Genomic DNA, 22673 nt, shown 5'->3' with positions numbered 1-22673 from the left:
CGAACCGCCTCGATCTTGAACTCATCCGTATAACGTTTCGTGCTCATAACCACCTCCGCCTAAGCCATAGTTTATGGCTGCGAGGTGTCTACGAAATCCTGGGCGATTCAGTCCCCGATAGAGTTTGAACGGCAGTACGCACTAAACGGCTGAAGAGTGTCTACAAAAGCCTGGGCGATTCAAACCGTGCAGGAATTCTAATGAGTTTAGGGCCTGCCGCTTCGGCGTCAGGCCCCGCTTATATCGAGTGAAAAGCTGTGTGAATCGCCCCTGGTTCTGTAGTTACCAGATAACCGCGTTTGGCCGGTTTGAGTTTGTTGCATCAGATGGGTGTCGGCCAATAGCCGCCATTGTGTTCCCGGTGAGGCTTTGCCTGCGCGTAGTCCGATGCAGCAAGGAAACCCCCAGGTGTTGTTCGAGCATTTTTACCTGCTTTCCCACCAACTGAGGGGATAGGTTGAGGTCATCCGCAGCAGCGCTGAATGATCCCAGCTCTAATGAACGTAGCCATCTGGGTCGGGCGATCCATTAAAAACTCTCTGTTTCAAGTATTACGTCATAGTAGGCCTTTATCCGCTACCAACCAATGATTACATTTTATTCACTCTTCGATTAGCCGCAGACCTTTCCTGCGCACTTCGAAGCCCATTCAAAAACGAGGTATCCGCAATGGCACGCATTGTCAGAATCCATGAATACGGTGACGCCAGTGTTCTGAAGCTGGAAAATTTGGACGTATCGGCACCGGCGGCAAACGAGGTGCAGATTGGCGTCAAAGCGATTGGCTTGAACCGAGCCGAGGTGATGTTTCGCAATCACGCATACCTACAGGAAGCCGAGTTCCCTAGCCGCCTGGGCTACGAGGCCGCAGGCATTGTGGTTGCAGTGGGTAGCGCAGTAACCGGGATCAAGGTGGGTGATGCAGTCGCTCTCATCCCGCCTCTGGACATCGCCCGTTGGGGCACCTACGGAGAGCTGGCCAATGTACCTGCTCATCTGGTGGTGAAGAGCCCCGAGAGGTTGTCCTTCGAAGAGGCTGCTGCGTCCTGGATGCAGTACGTCACCACCTGGGGTGCACTCATCGAGCAGGCCAAACTCGGGCAACACGACTTTGTCCTTGTCACCGCGGCATCAAGCAGTGTTGGTCTGGCTGCCTTCCAGATAGCACGTATGGTCGGCGCCACACCAATTGCAATCACGCGAACCCGTGCGAAGAAACAGGCCCTTCTGGATGCTGGTGCCGCGTATGTGATCGTGAGTGACGAAGAGGATATCGTCGAGCGCGTGATGGAGATAACGGCCGGACAAGGCGCCCGCGTTGTGTTCGACCCGGTTGGCGGGCGGTCCTTCGAGCCCCTCACGCAGAGCATGGCCCGAGGTGGCATTCTGCTGGTATACGGTGCACTCAGCTCGGAACCGACGCCATTCCCGCTGTTTACCGTGCTGGGCAAAAGCCTAACCCTCAAGGGCTATCTCTATGCAGAAATTGTGGCCGACCCAGAAGTCCTTGAAAGTGCCAAGGCGTTTATTCTGCAGGGGCTGGAGTCTGGAGCACTGAGCCCGATAATCGCCAAGACCTTCCCTCTAAGTGACATCCAGGAAGCCCATCGTTTCCTTGAGACCAATCAGCAGATTGGAAAGATCGTGGTGACAGTCTAATCGCCATTTCTGGGGCTGAGAGCAGAATCTTTCGGCCCCAGTTCAACCCGTCCAACTGGACCGACCAGCCTTTCGTAGACATCTCGGGGCCATAATTCATGGCAACGACAGAGGTTTTTATGAGCAACAGGCAATACACGGATGAGTTCAAGGCCGAGGCGATCAAGCAGGTGATCGAGCGCGGCTTCACCGTGGTCGAGGTGGCGACCCGGATCGATGTCCCCAAGCACACGCTGTATGGCTGGGTGCAGAGCGCGAGGAAGACGAGCCGGGCGAGCGGTGGGGTAGCCGCCGCAGCAGTGAGCGATTCGGCTGAGGTTCGCCGCCTGAAGGCGGAGCTCAAGCGGGTGACCGAGGAGCGCGACATCCTAGAAAAGGCCGCCGCGTACTTTGCCAAGGGGTAAGGGCGAAGTACGCGTTCATGCGCGCACACATCCGCGATTTCCGCCTGGCTGCGATGTGCCGGGTGCTGGGCGTGCATCGCAGTGGCTACTACGCGTGGTTGCGCGACGGCGTCAGCGCACGCGAACGCGACGACCAGCGCCTGCTGGGTCTGATCAAGCATCACTGGCTGGCCAGCGGGACAGCGTATGGCTATCGCAAGATCACCCTGGATCTGCGCGAGGCTGGCGAACACTGTAGCCGGCACCGTGTCCTGCGCTTGATGAAGGCCGAGGGCCTGCGTGCGCAGGTCGGGTATGGCCGCAAGCCACGCCATCGCGGCGGCCCCGTGGGCCTGGTGACCAATGTGCTCAACCGGGACTTCACGCCAGAGGCCCCGAACAAGGTCTGGGTCACGGACATCACCTACATCCGCACTTACGAGGGCTGGCTGTTCCTGGCGGCGGTGATGGACCTGTATTCGCGCCAAATTGTGGGCTGGGCCACGGCACCGACGATGACCAGCGATCTGGTGCTGCAGGCATTGGTGGCGGCCGCATGGCGGCGCAAACCCGGCCCGGGCGTCTTGGTGCACTCCGACCAGGGCTGCCAGTTCACCAGCAGCGATTGGCAGTCGTTCCTGAAGGCTCACCGGATGGTGCCGAGCATGAGTCGTCGCGGAAACTGCCATGACAACGCGGTGGCCGAGAGCTTCTTCAGCGTCTTGAAGAAGGAACGGATCAAGCGAAGGATCTACCCGACACGGGCCACTTCCGCATCGGACGTGTTCGACTACATCGAGATGTTCTACAACCCGATCCGCCGACATGGTTCCGCTGGCGGTGTATCACCGGTAGAGTTTGAGAGGCGCTACGCGCAAAGCGGCGACTGAGTGTCTACGGAAATCTGGCCGGTCCATCGCTGGTGCCCGGAAGCATCGTGCATCAAGAGAGATTGGGCGCCTGGTTGCGTCCGGATGCACGGCTTTGAGCAGGCCCCAACACATCAGGATCATCTCGCCCGCTAAATGATCTTCGGGTCTGGCAAGGCAGCTTTGAGAGTGCACCGAAGCGACCGCGATGCCGGATTTCCCCTCAAGCGCTATGCCGGTCTACAATAGACCGTCAAATACCTAACGGATCGGCCAGCGATGACTCCACCCTGACGCTTGATTGAAGAAGCGATCCAGACACTTAGGTCTGGAAGGGTGCCTGTTTCTTTCGTTTGGCGCGCACGACTGTGCGTGGAGATCATTTCCTATGTCTGCAATTTTTCCCCTGCGCCAGCAATGGCTCGGTAACATCCGTGGTGACCTGTTGTCGGGCATCGTCGTTGCGCTAGCCCTAATTCCCGAGGCAATCGCGTTTTCCATCATCGCCGGCGTCGACCCAAAGGTGGGTTTGTATGCCTCGTTCTGCATCGCCGTCATCACCGCCATTGCCGGTGGCCGTCCTGGCATGATCTCGGCTGCGACCGGCGCCATGGCGCTGGTGATGGTCACGCTGGTGCGCGAGCACGGCATCCAATATTTGTTTGCCGCCACCATCCTGGCCGGCGTGCTGCAGATGCTGGCCGGCGCCCTGCGGTTGGGCTCACTGATGCGCTTTGTGTCGCGCTCGGTGGTGACCGGCTTCGTGAACGCGCTGGCGATTCTGATTTTCATGGCGCAGCTTCCCGAACTCATCGGTATGCCGTGGATGGTGTATGCGATCTGTGCTGTGGGTCTGGCAATCATCTACTTGCTGCCGCTGCTGACCAAAGCCGTTCCTTCGGCATTGGTGGCGATCGTGGTTCTCACCGCCGCCTCCATGTACTTTGGCTTTCAGGTGCGCACCGTCGGCGACATGGGTGCGCTGCCTGACAGCCTGCCGTCGTTCCTGATTCCGGACGTGCCATTTACCTGGGAAACACTTCAGATCCTGCTGCCGGTTTCGGCGACTCTGGCGGTCGTTGGCTTGTTGGAATCGCTGATGACCGCGCAGATCGTCGAGGACATGACCGATACCCCCAGTCAGAAGAATCGCGAATGTGCGGGCCAAGGCTTGGCTAACACCGTAACGGGCTTCTTCGGGGGCATGGCGGGCTGTGCAATGATCGGCCAGTCAGTGATCAACATCACGTCCGGTGGCCGGGGCCGCCTCTCGTGCCTGGTGGCCGGCGTGGTTTTGCTCCTTCTGGTTGTTTATGGGTCAAACCTGGTGAGTCAGATTCCAATGGCCGCACTGGTAGCGGTGATGATCATGGTCAGCATCGGCACCTTCAGCTGGCGCTCGCTGCGCGAGCTGGCCATTCATCCCAAGAGCTCTTCAGTTGTGATGATTGGCACGGTCATCGTGACCGTGGCTACCCACGACCTTGCCAAGGGCGTGTTGACGGGCGTGATCCTGTCGGCGGTCTTCTTTACCCGCAAGGTCGGCAAGATGCTGATCATCGACGACACCCAGGTCGACACCGACTCGCGCGTCTACGTTGTGAAGGGGCAGGTGTTCTTTGCGTCTGCCGGACAGTTCGTGAGCAGCTTCAACTATCTGGATGTCCCCAAGGACGTCATCATCGATCTGAAGGACGCCCACTTCTGAGACCTGACCGCCGTTGATGCGCTCGACCGGGTAGTGATGAAGCTGCGCGAGCACGGCGCGACCGTTGAAGTGTTCGGTCTCAACGATGCAAGTGAGACCTTGGTGGACCGTCTGGGAAAGCACCGTACGCCAGGCGCCGCGCTGTCGTCAGGTCATTGAATGAGCGAAGCGGGCACCGAAGGGCGCCCGCTTCCTGTCCGGCAGTCATTGAACTGACATATGGCCAGGTAATACTTCGATTATTCCGGATAAATGGTTGCGATGATATGCGTACCCTGAATGTTCTGTTCCTCTGCGCAGGCAACTCGGCGCGCAGCATTCTTGCCGAAGCACTGGCCAACCATTTAGGGCGCGAACGTATCCGCGCTTACAGTGCCGGCAGCCATCCCAAGGGTGTAGTTCATCCAGTGGCCCTGCAGGTGCTCTCGGAGATTGGCCTCGACGTTGCCGGGCTGTCGAGCAAGCCGTGGGAGGCATTCGCAGGTCCGGAAGCACCGCAGATGGATCTCATCGTGACCGTGTGCGATCGCGCCGCGGGTGAAGCGTGTCCCGTGTGGCCAGGTCACCCGGCTACCGCCCACTGGGGAATCCCCGACCCGGGCGCAGTGCAGGGCAGTGCTGAGCAGGTCCATAAGGCGTTCCTGAGCACGCTTCACCAGCTCCAGCACCGTCTCGGATTGCTGTTGGCGCTCAAGCCTGAAGCGCTGGACCGTATGACCCTGCAATCGCAGGTGCGGGCGCTGGGCAATGGCGCCGAGGCTCACGCGCCAGATGACAGCGGAGAAGCCTCCCCGACGTAGTCGCTGATCTGCCTTACTGCCTCGCGCGCGTATCGGGTCACCCCGATCAGCGTGGCCGACGCTGCGCCATTCCAGTCGCCATAGCCAAGCAGCCAGACCGATGGCGCTGCGACCGACCGAACCTGGGTGTCATCCACGTCGATCCGACCCTGAGCGTTGACAATGCCCAGCCCTTCCAGGTGCGACAACGCCGGCCGGAAGCCGGTGCACCAGATCACCGCGTCGAAGTTGCGTTCGCTGCCATCTGCCCACTGCATGCCGGTGGCGGTGAAACGGACGGGCGGCGGCATGGAGACCAGTACACCGCGGCGCCGTGCGTCCACCACCGGCGGCACCATGACGATGTCGCCAAAACCACCCTGCGGAACATCCGGCTCGCGTCCTTCTTGCTGAGCCCTCCACTTCTCGGTTGCGCGTGCGAACAGAACGCGCCCGTCGACATTGTCGGCCAGGAAGGCTGGCTCCCGCTGGGTGATCCAGGTGGTCTCGGCCACCTTGGAGATCTCGGCCAGAATCTGTGCGCCTGAGTTGCCGCTGCCGATGATGGCCACGCGCATTCCGGCGAAGGGTTCGGGATGGCTGTAGTGGGCCGAGTGCAGCTGCACGCCGCCGAAAGCGTCCAGACCTTCATATTCGGGCGTGTAGGGATGCCGCCACGTACCCGTGGCGCTGATAACTGCACGTGTCTGCCACTGCCGGCCGTCATCTGCTTCCACCCGCAGCCGGCTCCCCGAGCGGCTGATGCGTTTCACCTGCACGGGACGGATGACAGGCAGCGCATATTTATGCTCGTAGCGCGCGAGGTAGTCGAGCACTTCCGCCTGCGACGGGTACGGTTCCCGGGTGGCAGACATCGGCCAACCGGGAATCGAGCTCCAGCCCGCCGGCGAGAACAGATGCAGGGATTTCCACGCATGCTGCCAAGCCCCGCCAGGTGACGTTTCGGCATCAAGAAGCACATAGGACAGCCCGCTGCGACGCAGGAAGTAGCCAGCCGAAAGACCCGCCTGACCACCTCCGATCACCACTACATCGACGTTGTCCATCTGGACTTCCTCAGACCGCTGCACTCAGGCGGCGTTCTTGTGCTGCTGTTGATCGGAGATCTTAAGTGCATCCAGATAGCGCTCGGCGTCCAGCGCGGCCATGCAGCCGAAACCGGCCGAGGTGATGGCCTGGCGGTAGTGCTGGTCGGCCACGTCGCCGGCGGCGAACACGCCTTCCACCGAGGTCTGGGTGGCGTTGCCGCCCAGGCCCGAACGGATGTCCAGGTAACCGTTGTTCATGCTCAGCTGGCCATCGAACAGGCTGGTGTTGGGGTGGTGGCCGATCGCCACGAAGAAGCCGCGCGCCTCAATGTCGCGGGTGCTGCCATCCAGGGTGGACTTCACCCGCACGCCGGTGACGCCGGCGTCGTTGCCCAGCACTTCGTCCACCTGGTGGTGCCAGACGGTCTCGATCTTGCCGGCGGCGACCTTGGCAAACAGCTTGTCCTGCATGATCTTTTCTGCCTTGAGGGTGTCGCGGCGGTGCACCAGGTAGACCTTGCGGGCGATGTTGGACAGGTACAGCGCCTCTTCCACGGCGGTGTTGCCGCCGCCGACCACGACCACTTCCTGGTAACGGTAGAAGAAGCCGTCGCAGGTGGCGCAGGCCGACACGCCGCGGCCCTTGAAGGCCTCTTCGCTGGGGATGCCCAGGTACTTGGCGGTGGCGCCGGTAGCGATGATCAGCGCGTCGCAGGTGTATTCGGCGCTGTCGCCGATCAGCCCGAACGGGCGTTGGGACAGGTGCGCAGTGTGGATGTGGTCGAAGATCACCTCGGTCTCGAAGCGTTCGGCGTGCGCCTGCATCCGGCTCATCAGGTCCGGGCCCATCAGCCCGTGCGCGTCGCCGGGCCAGTTGTCCACTTCGGTGGTGGTCATCAGCTGGCCACCCTGCTGCAGGCCGGTGATGACCACCGGCTTGAGGTTGGCGCGGGCGGCGCAGACCGCGGCGGTCCAGCCAGCCGGGCCGGAGCCGAGGATCAGCAATGGAATGTGTCGGGTGGTGCTCATGGCTCAGCGGCTCCGTGCATCGGCAGGAAAGTAGCGCTTGCCCAGCCGCAAGGCGACGTGGACCAGCAGGATCAGCACGGGCACCTCCACCAGCGGGCCGATGACCGCAGCGAATGCGACCGGCGAAGCCAGGCCGAAAGCGGCAATGGCCACAGCGATCGCCAGTTCGAAATTGTTGCCTGCTGCAGTGAACGCGATCGCGGTGGTACGGGGATAGTCTTTGGCGATCAGCTTGCCCATGAAGAAGCTGATGACGAACTGGATGATGAAGTACAGCGTCAGCGGGATCGCGATACGTACCGCGTCCATCGGAATGCGCAGCACGTCGCCGCCTTTCAGGCTGAACATCGCCACGATGGTGAACAGCAGTGCGGCCAAGGTGATCGGGCTGATGGCAGGCAGGAACTTCTCTTCATACCAGCGCACGCCCTTGCGTGCCTTCAGCCATCGGCTGGTGAGGAAGCCGGCCAGGAACGGAATGCCCAGGTAGATCAGAACAGCCTCGGCGATGGTCCAGACACTAACATCGATGACGCTGCCCTGCAGGCCGAACACCGGCGGCAACCAGGAAAGGAAGAACCACGCGTAGACGCTGAACAGCGCGATCTGGAAGATCGAGTTGAATGCCACCAGGCCGGCCACGTACTGGCTGTCGCCGCGTGCCAGCTGGTTCCACACCAGGACCATGGCAATGCAGCGCGCCAGCCCGATCAGGATCAGGCCGGTCATGTACTCGGGATAGTCGCGCAGGAACAGCACGGCCAGGCCGAACATCAGGAACGGGCCCACGATCCAGTTCTGCAGCAGCGAGAGCATCAGCACGCACTTGTCGGCAAAGACCGTGGGCAGTTCCTCGTACTTCACCTTGGCCAGCGGCGGGTACATCATCAGGATCAAGCCGATCGCGATCGGGATGTTGGTCGACCCTATGGAGAGGCTGTTGAGCGCGCTGGGCACGCCTTCGAACAGCGCGCCCAGGCCGACGCCGAGTGCCATGGCGGCGAAGATCCAGAGCGTGAGATACCGGTCCAGGAAGGACAGGCGGGAGGTATCAGTGGTCATGGGGATTTCCGGAAGGACGGTCAGTTGATCTGTGCGATCGGATCGAGCCGGGCCTTGAGGGCCTCGCTGTCATCCCAGACGCTGTCGGAGATCTCCAGGAAGGCCTTCAAGCGCGCCTTGATGATCTGGTGCGCGCGATCGAAGGCGTCGGCCTTCTGTTCGTCCGAGCCTTCAACGCCGGCCGGATCGAACAGGCCCCAGTGCACCCGTAAGAAGTCGCCGAACACCACCGGGCAAGCCTCGGCCGCCGCGCTGTCGCATACGGTGACGATCAGATCCATCGGCGCGGCATCCGCTTCGGCGAACTCGTCCCAGGACTTGCTGCGCAGGCCCTCCACCGGGAAGCCCTCGCGCTGCAACTGAGCAATGGCCAACGGATTGACCCGACCGGCCGGCTGGCTGCCGGCGCTGAAGGACTCGTAGCGGCCTTCGCCCCACTTTTTCAGCGTCGATTCGGCCAACACGCTGCGCGCGGAATTGCCGGTACAAAGGAACAGAACACGACGGGTCATTTTGGCGATCTCTGGGGTAAGGAGTCAGCAGCCTGCGGGGCGTTCACAGGCCTGTTCGTCGGCACAGCAATTTTCAGTGAGGTAGGCCACCAGCTCGTTCATCACCACGAACTCGGCCCGGTAGCAGATGGTCCGGCCACGTTGCTCGGCGCTGATCAGTCCAGCGGCCAGCAGTTCCTTCAGGTGGAAGGAGAGTGTGGCGCCAGGCAAGGAGAGCGCCTGGGCAATGTCACCGGCCAACTTGCCGGCACTGCCAGCCTGAACCAGAAGGCGGAAGATCGACAGGCGGGTGGCATGACCCAGGGCTGCCAAGGCGTGAGTTGCGTTCTTATGTTCCATGATTCTAGAATAATCGAAGCAAAATGACAGGACAACCCCCGTGCAGCAGATCCCCAACGTGGTCCCGGGTGCCATGGACATTCCCACGGCCGCCAAGCTCAACAATCCGGCCGCGCAGCCACACCGGCCACGCATCCTGATCCTGTACGGGTCGCTGCGGCCGCAGTCGTTCAGCCGCAAGCTGGCGCTTGAGGCGCAGCGGCTGCTAGAGCAGCTGGGGGCGGAAACCCGCCTCTATGATCCACATGAACTACCGATGCTTGACTCGGTGCCGGCCACCCACCCCAAGGTGCAGGAGCTGCGCCAGGCCTCGCTGTGGTCGGAAGGCCACGTATGGGTCAGCCCGGAACGCCACGGCACCCTTACTGCGGTATTCAAAAACCAGATCGACTGGCTGCCACTGGAAGAGGGCAGCGTGCGACCCACCCAAGGCCGCACGCTGGCAGTGATGCAGGTCTGCGGCGGCTCGCAATCGTTCAACGTGGTAAACGCGCTGCGCGTGCTCGGCCGATGGATGCGGATGGTGACGATCCCCAACCAGTCGTCGGTCGCCAAAGCGTGGCAGGAGTTCGATGACGAAGGTCGAATGAAGCCTTCGGCGTATTACGATCGCGTGGTGGACGTGATGGAGGAACTGGTCAAGTTCACCCTGCTGGTGCGCGGGCGCAGTGACTACCTGGTCGACCGCTACAGCGAGCGCAAGGGCGCCGTTGAAGCGGCGGCGCTGGCGGCCGCTGCAGGCGTGGTCGAGACCCTTTTGAATCAGGAGGAAAGTGCGTGAACGCTGTCATCTACCACAACCCCAAGTGCGGCACCTCGCGCAACACACTCGCGCTGATCCGCTTCGCCGGGATCGAACCGGAAGTGATCGACTACCTGGCCCACCCGCCCAGCCGCGCGCGCCTGGTCGACCTCATCACGGCCGCAGGGTTGAGCGTGCGTGATGCCATCCGGCAGAAGGGCACGCCGTATGACGAGCTGGCACTGGGCAATGCAGCACTGAGCGACGACGCGCTGCTTGATGCGATGCTGACGCACCCGATACTCATCAATCGTCCTTTCGTACAAACCGATAGGGGTACCCGTCTGTGTCGGCCTTCAGAAGTGGTGCTGGATATCCTGCCGCCGCTGCCCGGACCGTTCCGAAAGGAAGATGGAGAGTGGGTGACCGGGCATACCGGAAGCTCGACGCCGTGATCCCATTGCTTGGCTGGGCTCGCCGCCGTTGAGAACCACAGGAGGTCATGCCCTATGTCGCCGCTCGATCCCACAACAACCGAAAGCGCGTGGCGCGTCTTCCTGGTGTTCCTGCGACTGGGACTGACGTCGTTTGGCGGCCCGATTGCCCACCTGAGCTATTTCCGCCACGAGTTCGTCGAGCGTCGCCGTTGGCTGACGGACCGTAGCTATTCCGATCTGGTGGCCCTGTGCCAACTACTTCCGGGCCCGGCGAGCAGCCAGGTTGGAATGGCGCTTGGCCTGCGTCGAGCCGGCTGGCCTGGTCTGGTGGCCGCCTGGGCAGGCTTTACCCTGCCCTCGGCCGTGCTGATGATCCTGTTCGCGTTGGGGGTTGCCGGGTACCAGGGCATCCTTGAATCCGGCTGGCTGCATGGCCTGAAGATCGTGGCAGTTGCCGTGGTGGCCCAAGCGGTATGGGGAATGGCCCGGTCCCTGTGCCCGGACCGTCTGCGCGCAGGGATGGCATTTGTTGCCGCTGTGTTGACCTTGGCCATGCCCTCGGTCGTCGGCCAGATCGTGGTGATCATCTTCAGCGGACTGCTCGGTCGCTGGATGCTGAAGATCGAACCAGTTTCCGGCCAATCAGACGGCGGCTATCCCGTCTCGCGAAGAACCGGCACGGTGGCAATGGTGCTACTGGTGCTGCCACTTGTTCTGCTGCCGGTGTGGGCCGCGGCGAGCGGATCCCCCCTGGCCATGCTGTTGGAGGGGGTCTACCGCGCCGGCGCCCTGGTCTTTGGCGGCGGCCACGTCGTGCTGCCATTGCTGCAGACCGCGGTTGTCCAGAGCGGCACCGTGAGCACCGCGGATCTGCTGGCCGGTTACGGTGCGGCGCAGGCGGTGCCCGGCCCTCTTTTCACTTTTGCAGCGTACCTGGGGGCCATGGCCGCGGGTCCGTTGAGTGGCTGGGCAGGAGGTCTTACGCTGTTGGCGGTCATTTTCATGCCTGCCTTTCTCGTGCTCGTAGGAGTGCTGCCCTTCTGGGAGTCCCTGCGCCACCGCAAGGATCTGCAGGCGTCAATTGCAGGCGTCAACGCCGGGGTCGTCGGGATCCTGTTGGCTGCGTTGTACGACCCGGTGTGGACGAGTGCGATCCATGACCGATGGGATGTCGCGATGGCGCTGGTTGCGTTCGGGCTACTGGTCGTCGCGCGTGCACCGCCGATCGTGGTGGTGTTGCTGGCTGCCATGGCGGGTTGGGCGATGGCGCGGTAACGCTGCTAGGTCGGACAGGCGCGGCTCGGCAGCGTGCAGTTCCAGCGTTCGCTTTCCATGCGCCAAGCGTTGTGCGTTGTAGATGCCGGTGTGGCCTGAGAACAGATAGGCGGTGACGCACGCGATGGCCGCCAGCGGCCCCATATCCACTCCAAACAGCTCCATGGCCATCAGGGTAGTTGCAATAGGGGTGTTGGCAGCTCCGGCAAACACCGCGACAAATCCGATACCGGCCATGAAGGAAAACGGAAGATGCATCAAGGGAGCCAACGCATTGCCCAAGGTGGCGCCGATGTAGAAAAGCGGGGTGACTTCGCCGCCCTTAAACCCTGATGCCAGCGAGACGACGGTGAATCCGAACTTGCCTGCAAAATCCCACGGGCGCATGGGGTGATCGAATGATCCGGCAATGTCTGCAGTACCGAGCCCGATGTATTGTTGCGAACCAAGGGCGCATACGGCGACAGCAATCACAATGCCGCCGAGAAAGGGCCGCAGGGGCGCGTAGCGGATGTGGCGCTTGATCAGCGCCCCGAGGTGGTGCGCCGACGTGGAGAACAGTCGGCCGACCCACCCAAATAGAATTCCAGACAGGACCATCGCCACGACACTCCAGACACCGATCGGAACGATCCCGGCAATGGTGTGGTGGGCATGGTGGACGCCCCAGGCGCGAGCCACCTGGTCGGCCAGAATGCTCGCCGCCAGACAAGGATATAGCGCGTCATACCGCATCCGGCCGATGGCCAGCACTTCCAGGCCAAATACCGCGCCCGCCAGCGGTGTGCCAAACACCGATGCGAAGCCTGCGCTCATCCCCGCCATCAGCAGAATGCGGCGCTCTTCTGATGTGAGGCGGAATAGACCGGTGAGCTGGTCGGACAACGCGGCCCCCATTTGAACCGCTGTACCCTCCCGACCCACCGAGGCACCGAACAGGTGCGAAACCAGCGTGCCTCCCAGGATCAGCGGTGCCATGCGGAGTGGTACGACCCGTTTGGGGTCATGAATTTCGTCAATGATGAGGTTATTGCCGCCGTCGACCGGCTTGCCCACCAAGTGATACACCAACCCCACTGCAAAGCCGGCAACGGGGAGCAGCCAGATCGCCCACGGGTGCGCCAGCCGCCAATCGGTGGCCAGATCCAGAGACAGGAGGAAGAACGCGGAGGCGCTGCCTGCCAATACAGCGACCAAGCAGGCAAGTAGCGTCCACTTCACAAGGTGGGACGGAGGATCCAGCAATCTGGAACGTTTGATCTTCAACATGGTCACCCGCGACAAGGAATCGGGCTGACCAGCGAGCGGGGCGTCAGGGCAACAGCCTGCAGCCCCAACCGAGGTCAGGCAACTGCAGGCGTCATCAACCGCTTGGAAGCTGCGGTGGTTAAGGGAGGTACGCCATCTCCGATCCGCATGATAAGTCCAGATCAGGCTCCCGGCCAGTAGCAGCCTGGGCCACCGCATGACGCATGGTGTGTTAGTTCAGCTGCGAAGACACCATCAGACAGGGCTCGGACGTCCTGATTCCATTGGGCAGCCTGACGTCTGCTTCTGGCCGGGAGTGAGCGTGTGCAGATTTTTGTGTAAACGGGATTCGGGTTACAGCTGAGGGAGCCGCCCCTCAAACTGGATGGTAAATCGGTTCAGGGCTGCCTTCCAATCACGGATGGGTAAGGTCCATCGTTTGCTGATGTTGCGCAACGCGAGGTAGAGCAGTTTGACGAGAGCTTCGTCGCTCGGAAACGCGCCGCGGTGCTTGGTTAATTTTCGTAGCCCCATGTTCACCGACTCGATTGCGTTGGTTGTATAGATGACCTTACGGATCTCGGGTGGATAGTCGAAAAATGGGGTTAACCGTGTCCAGTTACGCCGCCAAGACTGGCCAATCGGCAGGTACTCCTTGTCCCAGCGTGCCTCGAACTCGGTGAGCCGTTGCTCAGCTTCCTCGGCGGTGGCGCAGGTGTAGATGCGCTTGAGGTCGGCCGCCACTTCTAGTCGCCGCTTCCACGACACATAGTTCAAGCTGTGCCTGACCATATGCACGATGCATAGTTGCACCGTGGTGTACGGAAACACTGCCTCGATAGCCTCAGGGAAGCCCTTCAGGCCGTCGACACAGGCGATGAAGATGTCTTGCACGCCACGATTACGTAGCTCCGTCACCACTTGCAACCAGAACTTCGCACCCTCGGTTTGGGCCAGCCACAGGCCCAGAACTTCCTTCTCACCGCTCATCGTTATACCGATGGCCAGGTAAACCGCCTTGACTCGAACTGCACCGTCTCGAACTTTGACGTGGATGCAGTCCAAGTACACGATCGGATAGACCGGATCGAGCGGGCGCGCCTGCCACGCCTTGACCTCATCCACCACTGCGTCTGTGACCGATGAAATTAAGCTCGGCGACACCTCGGCCCCGTACATCTCCTCCAGGTGTGCCTGGATCTCGCGCACGGTCATCCCTCGTGCGTACAGTGACAGGATCTTGTCGTCGAACCCACTCCAACGGGTCTGGTGCTTCGGAATTAGCTTGGGCTCGAAGGTGCCTTGGCGATCGCGTGGTACCTCGATAGGCAGCTCACCAAACTCACCCTTGAGCGTCTTGCGACTGCGGCCGTTGCGGGTGTTGCCAGCACCGTTGGCCACCGGCTCGTGCTTCTCATGCCCCAAGTGCTCGGCCATCTCTGCATCGAGCGCCTTCTCTACCAGCAGCTTGGTCAACTGCTTTAGCAAGCCGTTCTCGCCGATCAGGTCCTCAGGTCTCTTGTAGTTAGCCAACAAGCTGCTCAGCAACTCGTTGGGTACTTCATGTTTTCGTGAACTCATGGTAGCCCCAGGTCAGATGGCAGTTTCCTGCCGGTGACCCGTTTACACAAAATCTAGGACAGGCCCGGATGCGGCCAGAAGCTGTCGTTCGTCTGTCTAGAGCATCTCGGGCGACTCAAACATCAGCAAACGATGGACCTTACCCATCCGTGATTGGAAGGCAGTCCTGAACCGATTTACCATCCAGTTTGAGGGGCGACTCCCTCAGCTGTTACCCGAATCCCGTTTACACAAAATCTGCACACGCCCAGCACTGAAGGGAAAGTGCTCTGGCACACGCAGTGGTGGCACTGCATCGGGGATGTGAAGCGGGCGGAAAGCCTGGGCCCGGTGATCGAGAACTCGATTGCGCAGGTGCTGGGGGACAGCTACGACGTGGGGGCGACCGAGCCATTGCCGACTGCAGTGATCGTGGCCGGCATCAAGGCGGCGTACAAGCACTAGGCTGCGGCGCACTTTGGGATTGAGACCGGAGCGGAGAGCGGGGGCTAAACCAGTCCCTGCAGGCTGCTTTCTTGAGCTACACCGAGTTCTACCAGCCAATTGGGGACAGGCAGCAAAGATGGGCGCGGTCTGTCACTGCTCAATCAATGTCGTCAGTTCATCCTTCTTTGCGTCAGTTGGTACTACGGCCGCTTCGCAGGCGCGCTGTACCAGCGCATCTATTGCCTCCTCATCTGCTTGCTCACAGCAAGCAAATGCTCGGGCTGCAGCTTGACGTACGGCCTCGAGTTTGCTGACGCGGTCGCCAGTCGAGAGGTCTTGCACTTCATTTTCCATGGAGTGGACGAGCTCTTCCAGGAGCTGGAAATGAGGGGAGGAGGCCATCGGCGGTACAGGTATGAAAGACGGTATTTGAAACCTCCGGCCGCCGTCCCGCAAGAGGGGCATGCGACCGGGCGGCTGGCCATGCTTGGCAGAGGGGAGGCGAAAGGCATTTTGCCCCTACTAGAATCGGGGGTCGCTCTTCGACCAGGTGCGGAAGGTGGCCCGCATTTCATTGAGCACGATCTGGCAGCTGCAACGCCGCCGAGTAGCAGCCTGTTCCATAACGTCCTCAAAGGCCATCCAGAACCCATCGCCCGAACCGTAGCGCTCGAAGGCTTGGCGCAGCGCGGTCAGCTCATCGTCCGATAGGCATCCGTCGTTGGAACGGTCTGGCAGGTGCTGATCAGGGGGACGGAACGGCCGGCGCTTCTGGCCGATCAGAGGAACTGAGGGTCCTCCCTAGCCCACTTCCGGAAAGCGTTCCGCATTTCTTCGTTCACGATATTTCGGTCGCACCCAAGCCTGTTGGTGGCTGCATCAAGGATGTCGGTATAAGCGAGCCAGAACCCATCCCCGGTCCCGTAGCGCTCAAACGCGAGCCGCAGCTGGGCAAGCTCGGACAGAGTTAAGCACTGAGTTGAAGTGTGCTCGTTCATGAAAGGTGCCAGGCGGTCGGACCGGAAAATCCTATCACCGGGTCTGGCGCTGTTGCCAGAGGTGAGCGGGCAGCTGAGGCGAAGGTGTCGAGGTAAGTTCTAGACTACCCGCCCCCGCTCTTTGGGCAAAGAATTCCAGCGTAGTCGGGTTGAGATCGATGGCAGGAAAAACCCATGACTGTTTGGACGATGGGGTACTCAACGGGCACGTGGGGCGCTTTTATCGATGTTCTGCAAGCCAACCAAATCGACTCAGTTCCGGGTGTCAGACGGTTTCCTGGCTTCCGAAAGTTTCCTTGGTTCGGCAGCGACGCGATGAGTGCGCAATTGCCTCGGGAAGGCATTGGCTATCATTGGGTTCCCGGCTAGGGGGCGGCGAACAGTGCAGTCAAGGTCGGCGAACGGCGGGTGGAGGAACTCATCGTTTCAGGGCTACGCAGACCACATGGCCAGCGCAGGGTTTGCTGATGGGCTTGAACAAGCCTTGGCTGCTGCCGCGAGAAGTCGGACGGCATTGATGTGTGCAGAGCTACTGTGGTGGCGCTGCCATCGGCGGTTGATTTCGGACCTTCTAGTGCACCGGGGTCACCAAGTGCTGCATATCCAGACCGAACGAGCACCGGACCCGCACAGACTCAATCCCATGGCGCAGCGGGCGGGTGAGGGCCTTATATATCCCCCATTTGCAGCTCGGCTTGCTTTAAGAGCAACCCAGCCGAGCTCCTGGCCGAGTGCGCAGAAATGGTTGACTGAACTGAGGGCGGGGGCCATGATCCGAGGCATCTACTGGGGAGTAGCACCGTGAGCCCGGTACGCCGGGCTCTTTTTCTCTACTGTTATTCAAAAAGCTTCATCGAACGCGCTGTCTGTTCGAGCCAACTCTTTAAACGCACTCTTGACCATGTCTGTCACTTCCTTCCCGGAACAATCGCTTCTTTGAGTAACCGCTTCTGTGATGATATTGAAAGTAATCTAGAAACCGTCACTTGCCCCATAGAGCTTGTAGGCACTCTGGATCATTTCCAACTCGGTTTCTGTGAGGCACGGTTTCATCGTTCTTGGCTTGCTTCGATAACACACTGATAGGCAGGGAGCCATGAAGGATTGTGGTCGAGTGGGGAAGTTGCGTGTGTGAATACCTCACGCTTCACCCTCTGCATTACTCGTTGAATGCTTATGAGGATGGCCGCTTCTTCCCGATGACCTTGGACTCCGTCTGCAATTTTCGCTGCTAAATCAGCCAAGCCCTCGAGCAACGCCTGACGCTCGTTAGACGCCAATGCTGTGCAGGTGGCGACGAGATGGTGGGCTGAACGATCAAAGTCTGATCGAAGAGCAAAGTAGTTAAAAGAACGCGTAACCATGATTTGGCCCCACAAGCGCTCCCCCCCAGCATGGACCAGCGAGGGCGGGGATGCAACTTTGGGTGCTGTAATTTCGCGTAGGGGCTCCCGCAAGACCAGTACCACGTGCCAAAGTTCCAACCCTGCTGGTCACAGGCCGAAGCCTTCATCGGCCAGAAGGGCAGCGCGCTCGCGACGCTGGAACGCGAGGTCTACAGCTTCCTCAAGGAGCGACTCCCCAATCTGAAGCACAAGGGTGCGATCGCCTTCGAGAATGTCCCCGTCGTCCTCAGCAAAGGCTACGTAAAGGCCTTCGGTTCATCGCCTTACCTGCGGCTCGGGCAGCCTGCGACGGAACTGTCCGGCGGCGAGGCCCAGCGCATCAAGCTGGCCACTGAGCTGCAGCGCAGTCAGCGTGGCGACTCGCTATACGTGCTCGACGAGCCGACCACTGGACTGCACCCTTTCGACGTGGACAAGCTGATGGTGCAATTGCACGAACTGGTTGACGCAGGCAACACCGTGGTCGTCGTCGAACATGACATGCGGGTCGTCGCCGACAGCGACTGGATGATCGACGTAGGCCCGGGCGCCGGGGAGAAGGGGGGTCGTATCGTCGCCGAGGGCGTGCCGCAGGACGTAGCGAGCCGGGGCGTCGGAGCCACAGCGCCTTACCTGCAGCGCGCGCTGTACTCACGCTGACCGAGGCGCTGCTCGATTTCCCTCTGGCAAACGCGTTTTCCCAGCCTACGTCCGCTCTTGGCCGAGGCTGTGTAAAAACCCTTTGCGGATGATCTTTCGGGGAGAGCGCATACGACTCACGCAGTTTGGTCAAAACAATCATCCGGAGTTCTCAAGCCGCGATCGCTCTCAGCATGCCTTGCATTCCGACAATCTTGATCATGCGCTTCATGTTGTAAGCCAGAACCGCCAGGCTGATCTCTGTTCTGACCTTCGGAAGCGTCTTCATGAGCAGTGGCGTCGTACCCAACCACGCCTTGAGCGTGCCGAACACGTGCTCTACGGTCTGCTTTCGCAAGATAGCGACTTGTGGCCTAGCGTTGAGGCGGAGCTGCATCGCCTCAAGTACGTATGGTGCTCCCATCGACCAACGCGTCGGTAGTTGGACGTCGTGCATCTGGTACGCATCGGGCAGTCGGGACAGGCCGACGACCAGTATTTGTGCAATTTCAGTCCGTTCTCTTCGGTGGTAAAGCGGTGGATGGCCAATTCGCCCGCCGGACATTGATAGGCATCGACCACTGGGTCGTAGATAAAGTCCCGCTTGTCGAACCTTCCTTCCGCCTTGCTGTTGGACGTTAGTGGCTTCGGAACCAACGGGATGATGCCCACCTGCTCACACGCCAGTATCTCGGGGGCGTTGAAGTAGCCACGGTCAGCCAACGCTGTCATGTGCTGAGTTCCAAGTGCGTCCTTGGCCATCGTAGCCATGCCAAAGAGTTGGGCGCGATCGTTACCGGCGTTGGTGATCTGGGGCGACGATCAGATGATGTTCGGCGTCAACCGCCGCTTGGAGGTTGTAGCCCACGGTGCCGGTTCCGCGTCCGCTTGAGGTCATCGAACGTGCATCGGGATCAGTTAGTGATATCTGGTGGTCCGGCTTGCCCTTGAGCTGTTGTTCGATGGCATCGAGCGTTTTCATCTGATCACGTACCTTCGCCAGCTTGTCCTTCAGATGGGGGACGCGCCCCTCCGGCAGCAGCGCTGGATCACGATCAGCCCGATCCAGCTCGGCCAGATAGCGCACGACGCTCTGGTCCAACAGTTCGCGACGCGCCTTGATCTTGCCGGTGGTGAAGTTCCGCTCTCGGCTGTTCACGGCCTTGAGCTTGCTTCCGTCGATCGCAACCACAGCATGCGAGAAGACCTTCATGTTCCGACACAGTGCAATGAAGCGACTGCACACTGACATGATGGCGGTGCCGTTGTTTCTGCGGAAGTCGGCGATCGTCTTGAAGTCCGGCGCCAATCGCCCGGTCAGCCAAATCAGTTCGAGGTTACGCTGCGCTTCGCGCTCCAGACGCCGGCTGGACTGGATGCGGTTGAGAAAGCCGTAGATGTAGATCTTGAGCAGCGCGGCTGGGTGATAAGCGGGCCGGCCACCAGCGGCGCGATCGACGGTCCCACAGCCCAGGACACTCAGATCGAGCGCATCAACGAAAGCATCGACCACCCGCACCGGATTGTCTTCGTGGACGTAATCTTCGAGCCGATCAGGCAACAAAAGCCCCTGTGATCGATCAACGCCATCGACGAATCGCTTCATGCTCAGCACCAACCGAATGGTGCTGAGATATTGCCAGTGGCGCAGGGGTTTTCACACAGCCTCGGCCGGGAGTTGCCGTTCGGCGTGTCGAGCTTGAATGTTGTGCCTCATCGAGATGCTGTCTTTGATTGAAACTTATTTCAGACCCTTAGTACCACAGTGAAGCAGGATCCCCCTGCTTTGCGTGTGCGCCGCGCATTGGCGTATCGCTTCGAGTACTAAGCATGAAAGATAAATCCGAGTTCCTCTACTGCGTCTTCATTGTGGCTGCGGCCATCTTGTCGGCCGTGGCCCGTTGTTCGTTCACCCGCCCCGACCAATTCGGCCGGGATTCCTACGACTAAACCAACTATCTAGATAGACCCGCAAGGCCCGGCACTGTCCGGGCCTTGCGCGTTATGCCGTCTAAGAAAGGAGACCGAGATGCATCACGTTGAAACCATGGCCTATGCAGGCCAAGTCCCATGGCATGGCATCGGAAGCCAGTTGGCTCCAGGGCAGTCCATTGAAGTATGGCGCGAGCGTGCCGGCATGAACTGGTCCTTGGAGGAGGCTGAAGTGCGATTCGCCGCCGAGGCTGAAGATCAGTATCCCGTTCGGGTGTTCCCCGGGCAAAAGGTGCTTTATCGCTCTGACACCAAGCGACCTTTGGCCGTGGTGTCCAAGCGCTATCAAGTAGTCCAGCCGCGGGAAATCCTTGAGTTCTACCGTGACCTGACGCGCTACAGCGGCTTTGAGCTGGAAACGGCAGGCGTTCTTCGCGGCGGGCGGAAGTTCTGGGCATTGGCCCGTACTGGACAGGGTGTAGCCCTAAAGGGCCAGGATCAGGTCAATGGCTATCTTCTTCTGGCTACGGCCTGTGACGGAACGCTGGCTACCACCGCCCAGTTCACCTCAGTGCGAGTGGTCTGCAACAACACCCTGCAGATCGCGGTGGGAGTTCGAACGGGAGCGATCAAGGTCCCGCATCGCAGTGCTTTCGATGCTGACAGGGTCAAGAGCCAGTTGGGTATTGCCGTTGAGGGCTGGCATGGCTTCGTGGAGCGGATGCGAATTCTCTGTGAGACACCTGTAAACCCTGATTCGGTCGATGGGGTGCTGCGGAATTTGCTCACGTATCCGGCTGCTCAGAATGGGAAGGCAGTCGTGAACGAGCAGGCTGTAGCCAAGGTGCGGGCGTTGTACGACGGGCAGGGAAGAGGTTCGGGCCTAAAGACCAGTAAAGGCACGGCGTTTGGCTTGCTCAACAGCATCACCGAGTTCGTGGACCACCATCGCCGGGCGCAGAGTACGGAGAACCGCTTGGATGCAGCCTGGTTCGGCCAAGGGGCTTTGCTGAAGCAGAAGGCTTGGAAGGAACTGCTAGGGGAAGCCGCATGACCATTTCGCTGCAGAAGCAACGCCTGGAAGAGGTACCTGGTGGGTTGAACGAACGTGACAGCTCTGTCCTCGCTCAGGCATTGGAAATCCTAGAGAGCAGAGCAATGGTCAGTGGCCTGCTATTGGGAGATCCGGATGATCCAGGCCCCCGGACTGAGCGAGCCAAGGCCGCAGCAGAGCCTCCACCGCTCCGCTCACTCCGAGAAGCACTAGAAGGGCTGGAGTTCAGCAACGAGCCCTTCGAGCGCGTGTTCATGGCTCCCCACATCCCGAATAAGAAGCTCCAGGGAGCCTTGGATAGCTACGGGGAGAGGCTGCGTGCCCAAGACGTTGTCGTGCTCATCGACGACACCGTATTCGGTGGTGCGAGGGAAGGGGTGCTGATCACCGAGACACAGATTCGGTGCAAGGCCAAGTTCGAGCAGGCAGAGATCCGGTTGCTGGGCTGCCTATCGGAAATAACCGCACACGGTACCCGCATTCGAATCCATGGCGAGCCCTTCATCACGTTGAGTGCTCTCAACGCCGATGACTTGCGACGGCTGTTCGAGACCCTCAGTGAACATCTGAAACAAACATCCTGAATTCAACCAAAGAGGAAATACATGAAAGGCATGAAATACGCAGCGACGGTAGCAGTTGTCCTATTCCTGGTCGGCTGCAGCAAGCCGGTATTGGATTGGCGCAATGCAGAAGTCAACAACGGTTTGGTCTACGCCCCCGGCGAGAACGAGCCATTCACCGGAAGCATTACGAATATTCCTCGTGAGCAGTTGCGCAAGCCGATCTCTGCGATCGAGAACGTTGTGAGGTCCATGCCCCATCCCGTGCCAATGCAGGGATCCAACGCACATTGGGGACCACTGGCTGGGCTGAAGGTCCATTGCCAGGTGGAGTTCGACAAGGGCAAGCTCGTAGGCGATATGAGCTGCACGTATGACGAGAACGGGGAACGTGCATTGGAAACACGTGTCGTCAACGGAAGTCTCGACGGAGAGCTTGAGCTGTATAGCGTCTCAGGAAATTCCTACATGGAGGTTCCGATCGTAAAGGGGAAGATCAACGGCACTGCACGCGGGTGGTTCGATGGTGGCCAAAAGAAGCCGATGTTTGAGATTGGCTACAAGAAGGGCAAGCTGGAAGGTCCTTCAAGGGTGTTCTATGAGGACGGAAGCCCTGCGGTGGTGGGCACTTTCTCGGAAGGGCACCAAGAGGGGGAGCAGCTGGCGTACTACCCTAGTGGCAAGATTTCAGCAAAGGTCGTGGGCAGCGGCGGGGTGATCAGCGAAGAGAAGTACTTCACCGAAGAAGGTGTGCAGTACCTCAACTACACGCAGTTTGAGGCGATGTATGCAAAGTACGATAGGACGGATGAGCCGATTTCCGCTGAGGAAGAAGCCCTGTTCGCAGCAGCCTTGAAGACGTATGGACTGCCTCGCCCTGTGCGTCCAGCAGAAGCCGCCGCTTTCAAAGCTGCGCGTGCAGCAGCTCAGGAAGCCGAACATCAGCAATGGCTGGAGCAGCGCCAGCAACAACTGCAAGGTATCCACTGACCGGAGTGATTCTG

The 22673-nt window shown here is 60.3% G+C and carries 19 protein-coding genes, 4 pseudogenes and 1 riboswitch; of the genes and pseudogenes, 13 read left to right on the top strand and 10 right to left on the bottom strand.

What is annotated here, in order from left to right:
- Positions 1-282: 282 nt before the first annotated feature.
- Positions 283-492 (bottom strand): helix-turn-helix domain-containing protein, encoded by a 210-nt coding sequence (locus ACVOLI_RS09135; protein WP_481534345.1) that lies wholly within the window; start codon positions 490-492, stop codon positions 283-285.
- Between the two features lie 177 nt (positions 493-669).
- On the opposite strand from ACVOLI_RS09135, the gene ACVOLI_RS09130 reads away from it, so the two are divergent.
- The 4 genes and pseudogenes from ACVOLI_RS09130 (at position 670) to ACVOLI_RS09115 (ending at position 5419) form a co-directional block, all read left to right on the top strand.
- Complete coding sequence (locus tag ACVOLI_RS09130) at positions 670-1659, top strand: zinc-dependent alcohol dehydrogenase family protein (protein WP_481534343.1); 990 nt, start codon at positions 670-672, stop codon at positions 1657-1659.
- Between the two features lie 119 nt (positions 1660-1778).
- Positions 1779-2932 (top strand): IS3 family transposase gene (locus tag ACVOLI_RS09125; protein WP_313275740.1). Its coding sequence is split into 2 segments (ribosomal slippage): positions 1779-2037 and positions 2037-2932, totalling 1155 coding nucleotides; the frame shifts between segments, so codons are not numbered across the junction.
- A 367-nt stretch (positions 2933-3299) separates the two neighbouring features.
- Positions 3300-4778 (top strand): annotated as a pseudogene (locus ACVOLI_RS09120) (SulP family inorganic anion transporter).
- Between the two features lie 107 nt (positions 4779-4885).
- Positions 4886-5419, top strand: coding sequence for an arsenate reductase ArsC (locus tag ACVOLI_RS09115; RefSeq protein ID WP_296251579.1), 534 nt, complete (start codon positions 4886-4888; stop codon positions 5417-5419).
- Here the strand turns inward: ACVOLI_RS09115 and ACVOLI_RS09110 are convergent.
- Genes ACVOLI_RS09110 through ACVOLI_RS09090 form a run of 5 tightly spaced genes read right to left on the bottom strand, consistent with a single transcriptional unit; the run spans position 5380 to position 9389 of the window.
- Positions 5380-6465, bottom strand: coding sequence for an ArsO family NAD(P)H-dependent flavin-containing monooxygenase (locus ACVOLI_RS09110; protein ID WP_296251575.1), 1086 nt, complete (start codon positions 6463-6465; stop codon positions 5380-5382). The two genes, ACVOLI_RS09115 and ACVOLI_RS09110, sit on opposite strands and share 40 nt — an antisense overlap.
- A gap of 24 nt (positions 6466-6489) precedes the next feature.
- On the bottom strand, positions 6490-7476 hold the full coding sequence (gene trxB, locus ACVOLI_RS09105; RefSeq protein WP_296251573.1) for a thioredoxin-disulfide reductase: 987 nt from the start codon (positions 7474-7476) through the stop codon (positions 6490-6492).
- Between the two features lie 3 nt (positions 7477-7479).
- On the bottom strand, positions 7480-8538 hold the full coding sequence (gene arsB / locus ACVOLI_RS09100; RefSeq protein ID WP_296251571.1) for an ACR3 family arsenite efflux transporter: 1059 nt from the start codon (positions 8536-8538) through the stop codon (positions 7480-7482).
- A gap of 20 nt (positions 8539-8558) precedes the next feature.
- The gene (locus ACVOLI_RS09095; RefSeq protein ID WP_296251569.1) at positions 8559-9050 is read right to left on the bottom strand and encodes an arsenate reductase ArsC; all 492 of its coding nucleotides are present in this window, start codon (positions 9048-9050) and stop codon (positions 8559-8561) included.
- Positions 9051-9074: 24 nt separating this feature from the next.
- Positions 9075-9389 carry an ArsR/SmtB family transcription factor gene (locus ACVOLI_RS09090; RefSeq protein ID WP_214906372.1) on the bottom strand — a complete coding sequence of 105 codons (315 nt, stop codon included), beginning with the start codon at positions 9387-9389 and terminating at the stop codon, positions 9075-9077.
- A 40-nt stretch (positions 9390-9429) separates the two neighbouring features.
- Here ACVOLI_RS09090 and arsH point away from each other — a divergent pair, with 40 nt between their 5' ends.
- From arsH to chrA, 3 genes are read left to right on the top strand one after another with little or no spacing between them, the layout of a single operon-like run.
- Complete coding sequence (gene arsH, locus ACVOLI_RS09085; RefSeq protein WP_296251565.1) at positions 9430-10170, top strand: arsenical resistance protein ArsH; 741 nt, start codon at positions 9430-9432, stop codon at positions 10168-10170.
- Positions 10167-10586 carry an arsenate reductase (glutaredoxin) gene (gene arsC / locus ACVOLI_RS09080; protein ID WP_296251564.1) on the top strand — a complete coding sequence of 140 codons (420 nt, stop codon included), beginning with the start codon at positions 10167-10169 and terminating at the stop codon, positions 10584-10586. The genes arsH and arsC overlap by 4 nt, the downstream gene beginning before the upstream one ends.
- A gap of 54 nt (positions 10587-10640) precedes the next feature.
- Positions 10641-11843, top strand: coding sequence for a chromate efflux transporter (gene chrA / locus ACVOLI_RS09075; RefSeq protein WP_296251562.1), 1203 nt, complete (start codon positions 10641-10643; stop codon positions 11841-11843).
- Here chrA and ACVOLI_RS09070 read toward each other — a convergent pair.
- Positions 11766-13112, bottom strand: coding sequence for a voltage-gated chloride channel family protein (locus ACVOLI_RS09070; RefSeq protein WP_296251561.1), 1347 nt, complete (start codon positions 13110-13112; stop codon positions 11766-11768). The genes chrA and ACVOLI_RS09070 overlap by 78 nt on opposite strands.
- A 78-nt stretch (positions 13113-13190) precedes the next feature.
- Positions 13191-13261: riboswitch (Fluoride riboswitch) on the bottom strand.
- Between the two features lie 184 nt (positions 13262-13445).
- Positions 13446-14672: an IS256 family transposase gene (locus tag ACVOLI_RS09065; protein WP_296251560.1), complete on the bottom strand. Its 1227-nt coding sequence runs from the start codon at positions 14670-14672 to the stop codon at positions 13446-13448.
- A 303-nt stretch (positions 14673-14975) separates the two neighbouring features.
- Between ACVOLI_RS09065 and ACVOLI_RS09060 the strand changes: the two genes are divergently transcribed.
- The gene (locus ACVOLI_RS09060) at positions 14976-15116 is read left to right on the top strand and encodes a hypothetical protein (RefSeq protein ID WP_296251559.1); all 141 of its coding nucleotides are present in this window, start codon (positions 14976-14978) and stop codon (positions 15114-15116) included.
- 132 nt (positions 15117-15248) lie between these two features.
- On the opposite strand, the gene ACVOLI_RS09055 is transcribed toward ACVOLI_RS09060, so the two are convergent.
- Entirely contained in the window at positions 15249-15500 is a 252-nt protein-coding gene (locus ACVOLI_RS09055) for a hypothetical protein (protein ID WP_296251558.1), read from the bottom strand.
- A 770-nt stretch (positions 15501-16270) separates the two neighbouring features.
- Between ACVOLI_RS09055 and ACVOLI_RS09050 the strand changes: the two are divergent.
- Both ACVOLI_RS09050 and ACVOLI_RS09045 read left to right on the top strand, forming a co-directional pair.
- Positions 16271-16901: pseudogene (locus ACVOLI_RS09050) on the top strand (DUF488 domain-containing protein).
- Positions 16902-17766: 865 nt separating this feature from the next.
- Positions 17767-18141 (top strand): annotated as a pseudogene (locus ACVOLI_RS09045) (excinuclease ABC subunit A); the annotation flags it as partial.
- Between the two features lie 151 nt (positions 18142-18292).
- Here the strand turns inward: ACVOLI_RS09045 and ACVOLI_RS09040 are convergent.
- A pseudogene (locus ACVOLI_RS09040) lies at positions 18293-19726 on the bottom strand (IS1182 family transposase).
- Between the two features lie 423 nt (positions 19727-20149).
- Here ACVOLI_RS09040 and ACVOLI_RS09035 point away from each other — a divergent pair.
- The 3 genes from ACVOLI_RS09035 to ACVOLI_RS09025 are packed head-to-tail and all read left to right on the top strand — an operon-like array spanning position 20150 to position 22659.
- Complete coding sequence (locus tag ACVOLI_RS09035; protein WP_481528726.1) at positions 20150-21106, top strand: DUF932 domain-containing protein; 957 nt, start codon at positions 20150-20152, stop codon at positions 21104-21106.
- Entirely contained in the window at positions 21103-21690 is a 588-nt protein-coding gene (locus ACVOLI_RS09030) for a hypothetical protein (RefSeq protein WP_481534342.1), read from the top strand. The genes ACVOLI_RS09035 and ACVOLI_RS09030 overlap by 4 nt, the downstream gene beginning before the upstream one ends.
- Before the next feature lie 21 nt (positions 21691-21711).
- Entirely contained in the window at positions 21712-22659 is a 948-nt protein-coding gene (locus ACVOLI_RS09025; RefSeq protein WP_481528722.1) for a toxin-antitoxin system YwqK family antitoxin, read from the top strand.
- Positions 22660-22673: the final 14 nt, after the last annotated feature.

The organism is Stenotrophomonas sp. STEN029 (assembly GCF_056760015.1).
The sequence above is the reverse complement of the archived record's forward strand: the minus strand, read 5'-3'. Positions and strand labels throughout refer to the sequence as shown.

Coding starts and splice junctions, on each gene's coding strand:
- ACVOLI_RS09130 (WP_481534343.1), top strand. CDS start 670: ATGGCACGCATTGTCAGAATCCATGAATACGGTGACGCCAGTGTTCTG.
- ACVOLI_RS09115 (WP_296251579.1), top strand. CDS start 4,886: ATGCGTACCCTGAATGTTCTGTTCCTCTGCGCAGGCAACTCGGCGCGC.
- ACVOLI_RS09110 (WP_296251575.1), bottom strand. CDS start 6,465: ATGGACAACGTCGATGTAGTGGTGATCGGAGGTGGTCAGGCGGGTCTT.
- trxB (WP_296251573.1), bottom strand. CDS start 7,476: ATGAGCACCACCCGACACATTCCATTGCTGATCCTCGGCTCCGGCCCG.
- arsB (WP_296251571.1), bottom strand. CDS start 8,538: ATGACCACTGATACCTCCCGCCTGTCCTTCCTGGACCGGTATCTCACG.
- ACVOLI_RS09095 (WP_296251569.1), bottom strand. CDS start 9,050: ATGACCCGTCGTGTTCTGTTCCTTTGTACCGGCAATTCCGCGCGCAGC.
- ACVOLI_RS09090 (WP_214906372.1), bottom strand. CDS start 9,389: ATGGAACATAAGAACGCAACTCACGCCTTGGCAGCCCTGGGTCATGCC.
- chrA (WP_296251562.1), top strand. CDS start 10,641: ATGTCGCCGCTCGATCCCACAACAACCGAAAGCGCGTGGCGCGTCTTC.
- ACVOLI_RS09070 (WP_296251561.1), bottom strand. CDS start 13,112: ATGTTGAAGATCAAACGTTCCAGATTGCTGGATCCTCCGTCCCACCTT.
- ACVOLI_RS09065 (WP_296251560.1), bottom strand. CDS start 14,672: ATGAGTTCACGAAAACATGAAGTACCCAACGAGTTGCTGAGCAGCTTG.
- ACVOLI_RS09055 (WP_296251558.1), bottom strand. CDS start 15,500: ATGGCCTCCTCCCCTCATTTCCAGCTCCTGGAAGAGCTCGTCCACTCC.
- ACVOLI_RS09035 (WP_481528726.1), top strand. CDS start 20,150: ATGCATCACGTTGAAACCATGGCCTATGCAGGCCAAGTCCCATGGCAT.
- ACVOLI_RS09030 (WP_481534342.1), top strand. CDS start 21,103: ATGACCATTTCGCTGCAGAAGCAACGCCTGGAAGAGGTACCTGGTGGG.
- ACVOLI_RS09025 (WP_481528722.1), top strand. CDS start 21,712: ATGAAAGGCATGAAATACGCAGCGACGGTAGCAGTTGTCCTATTCCTG.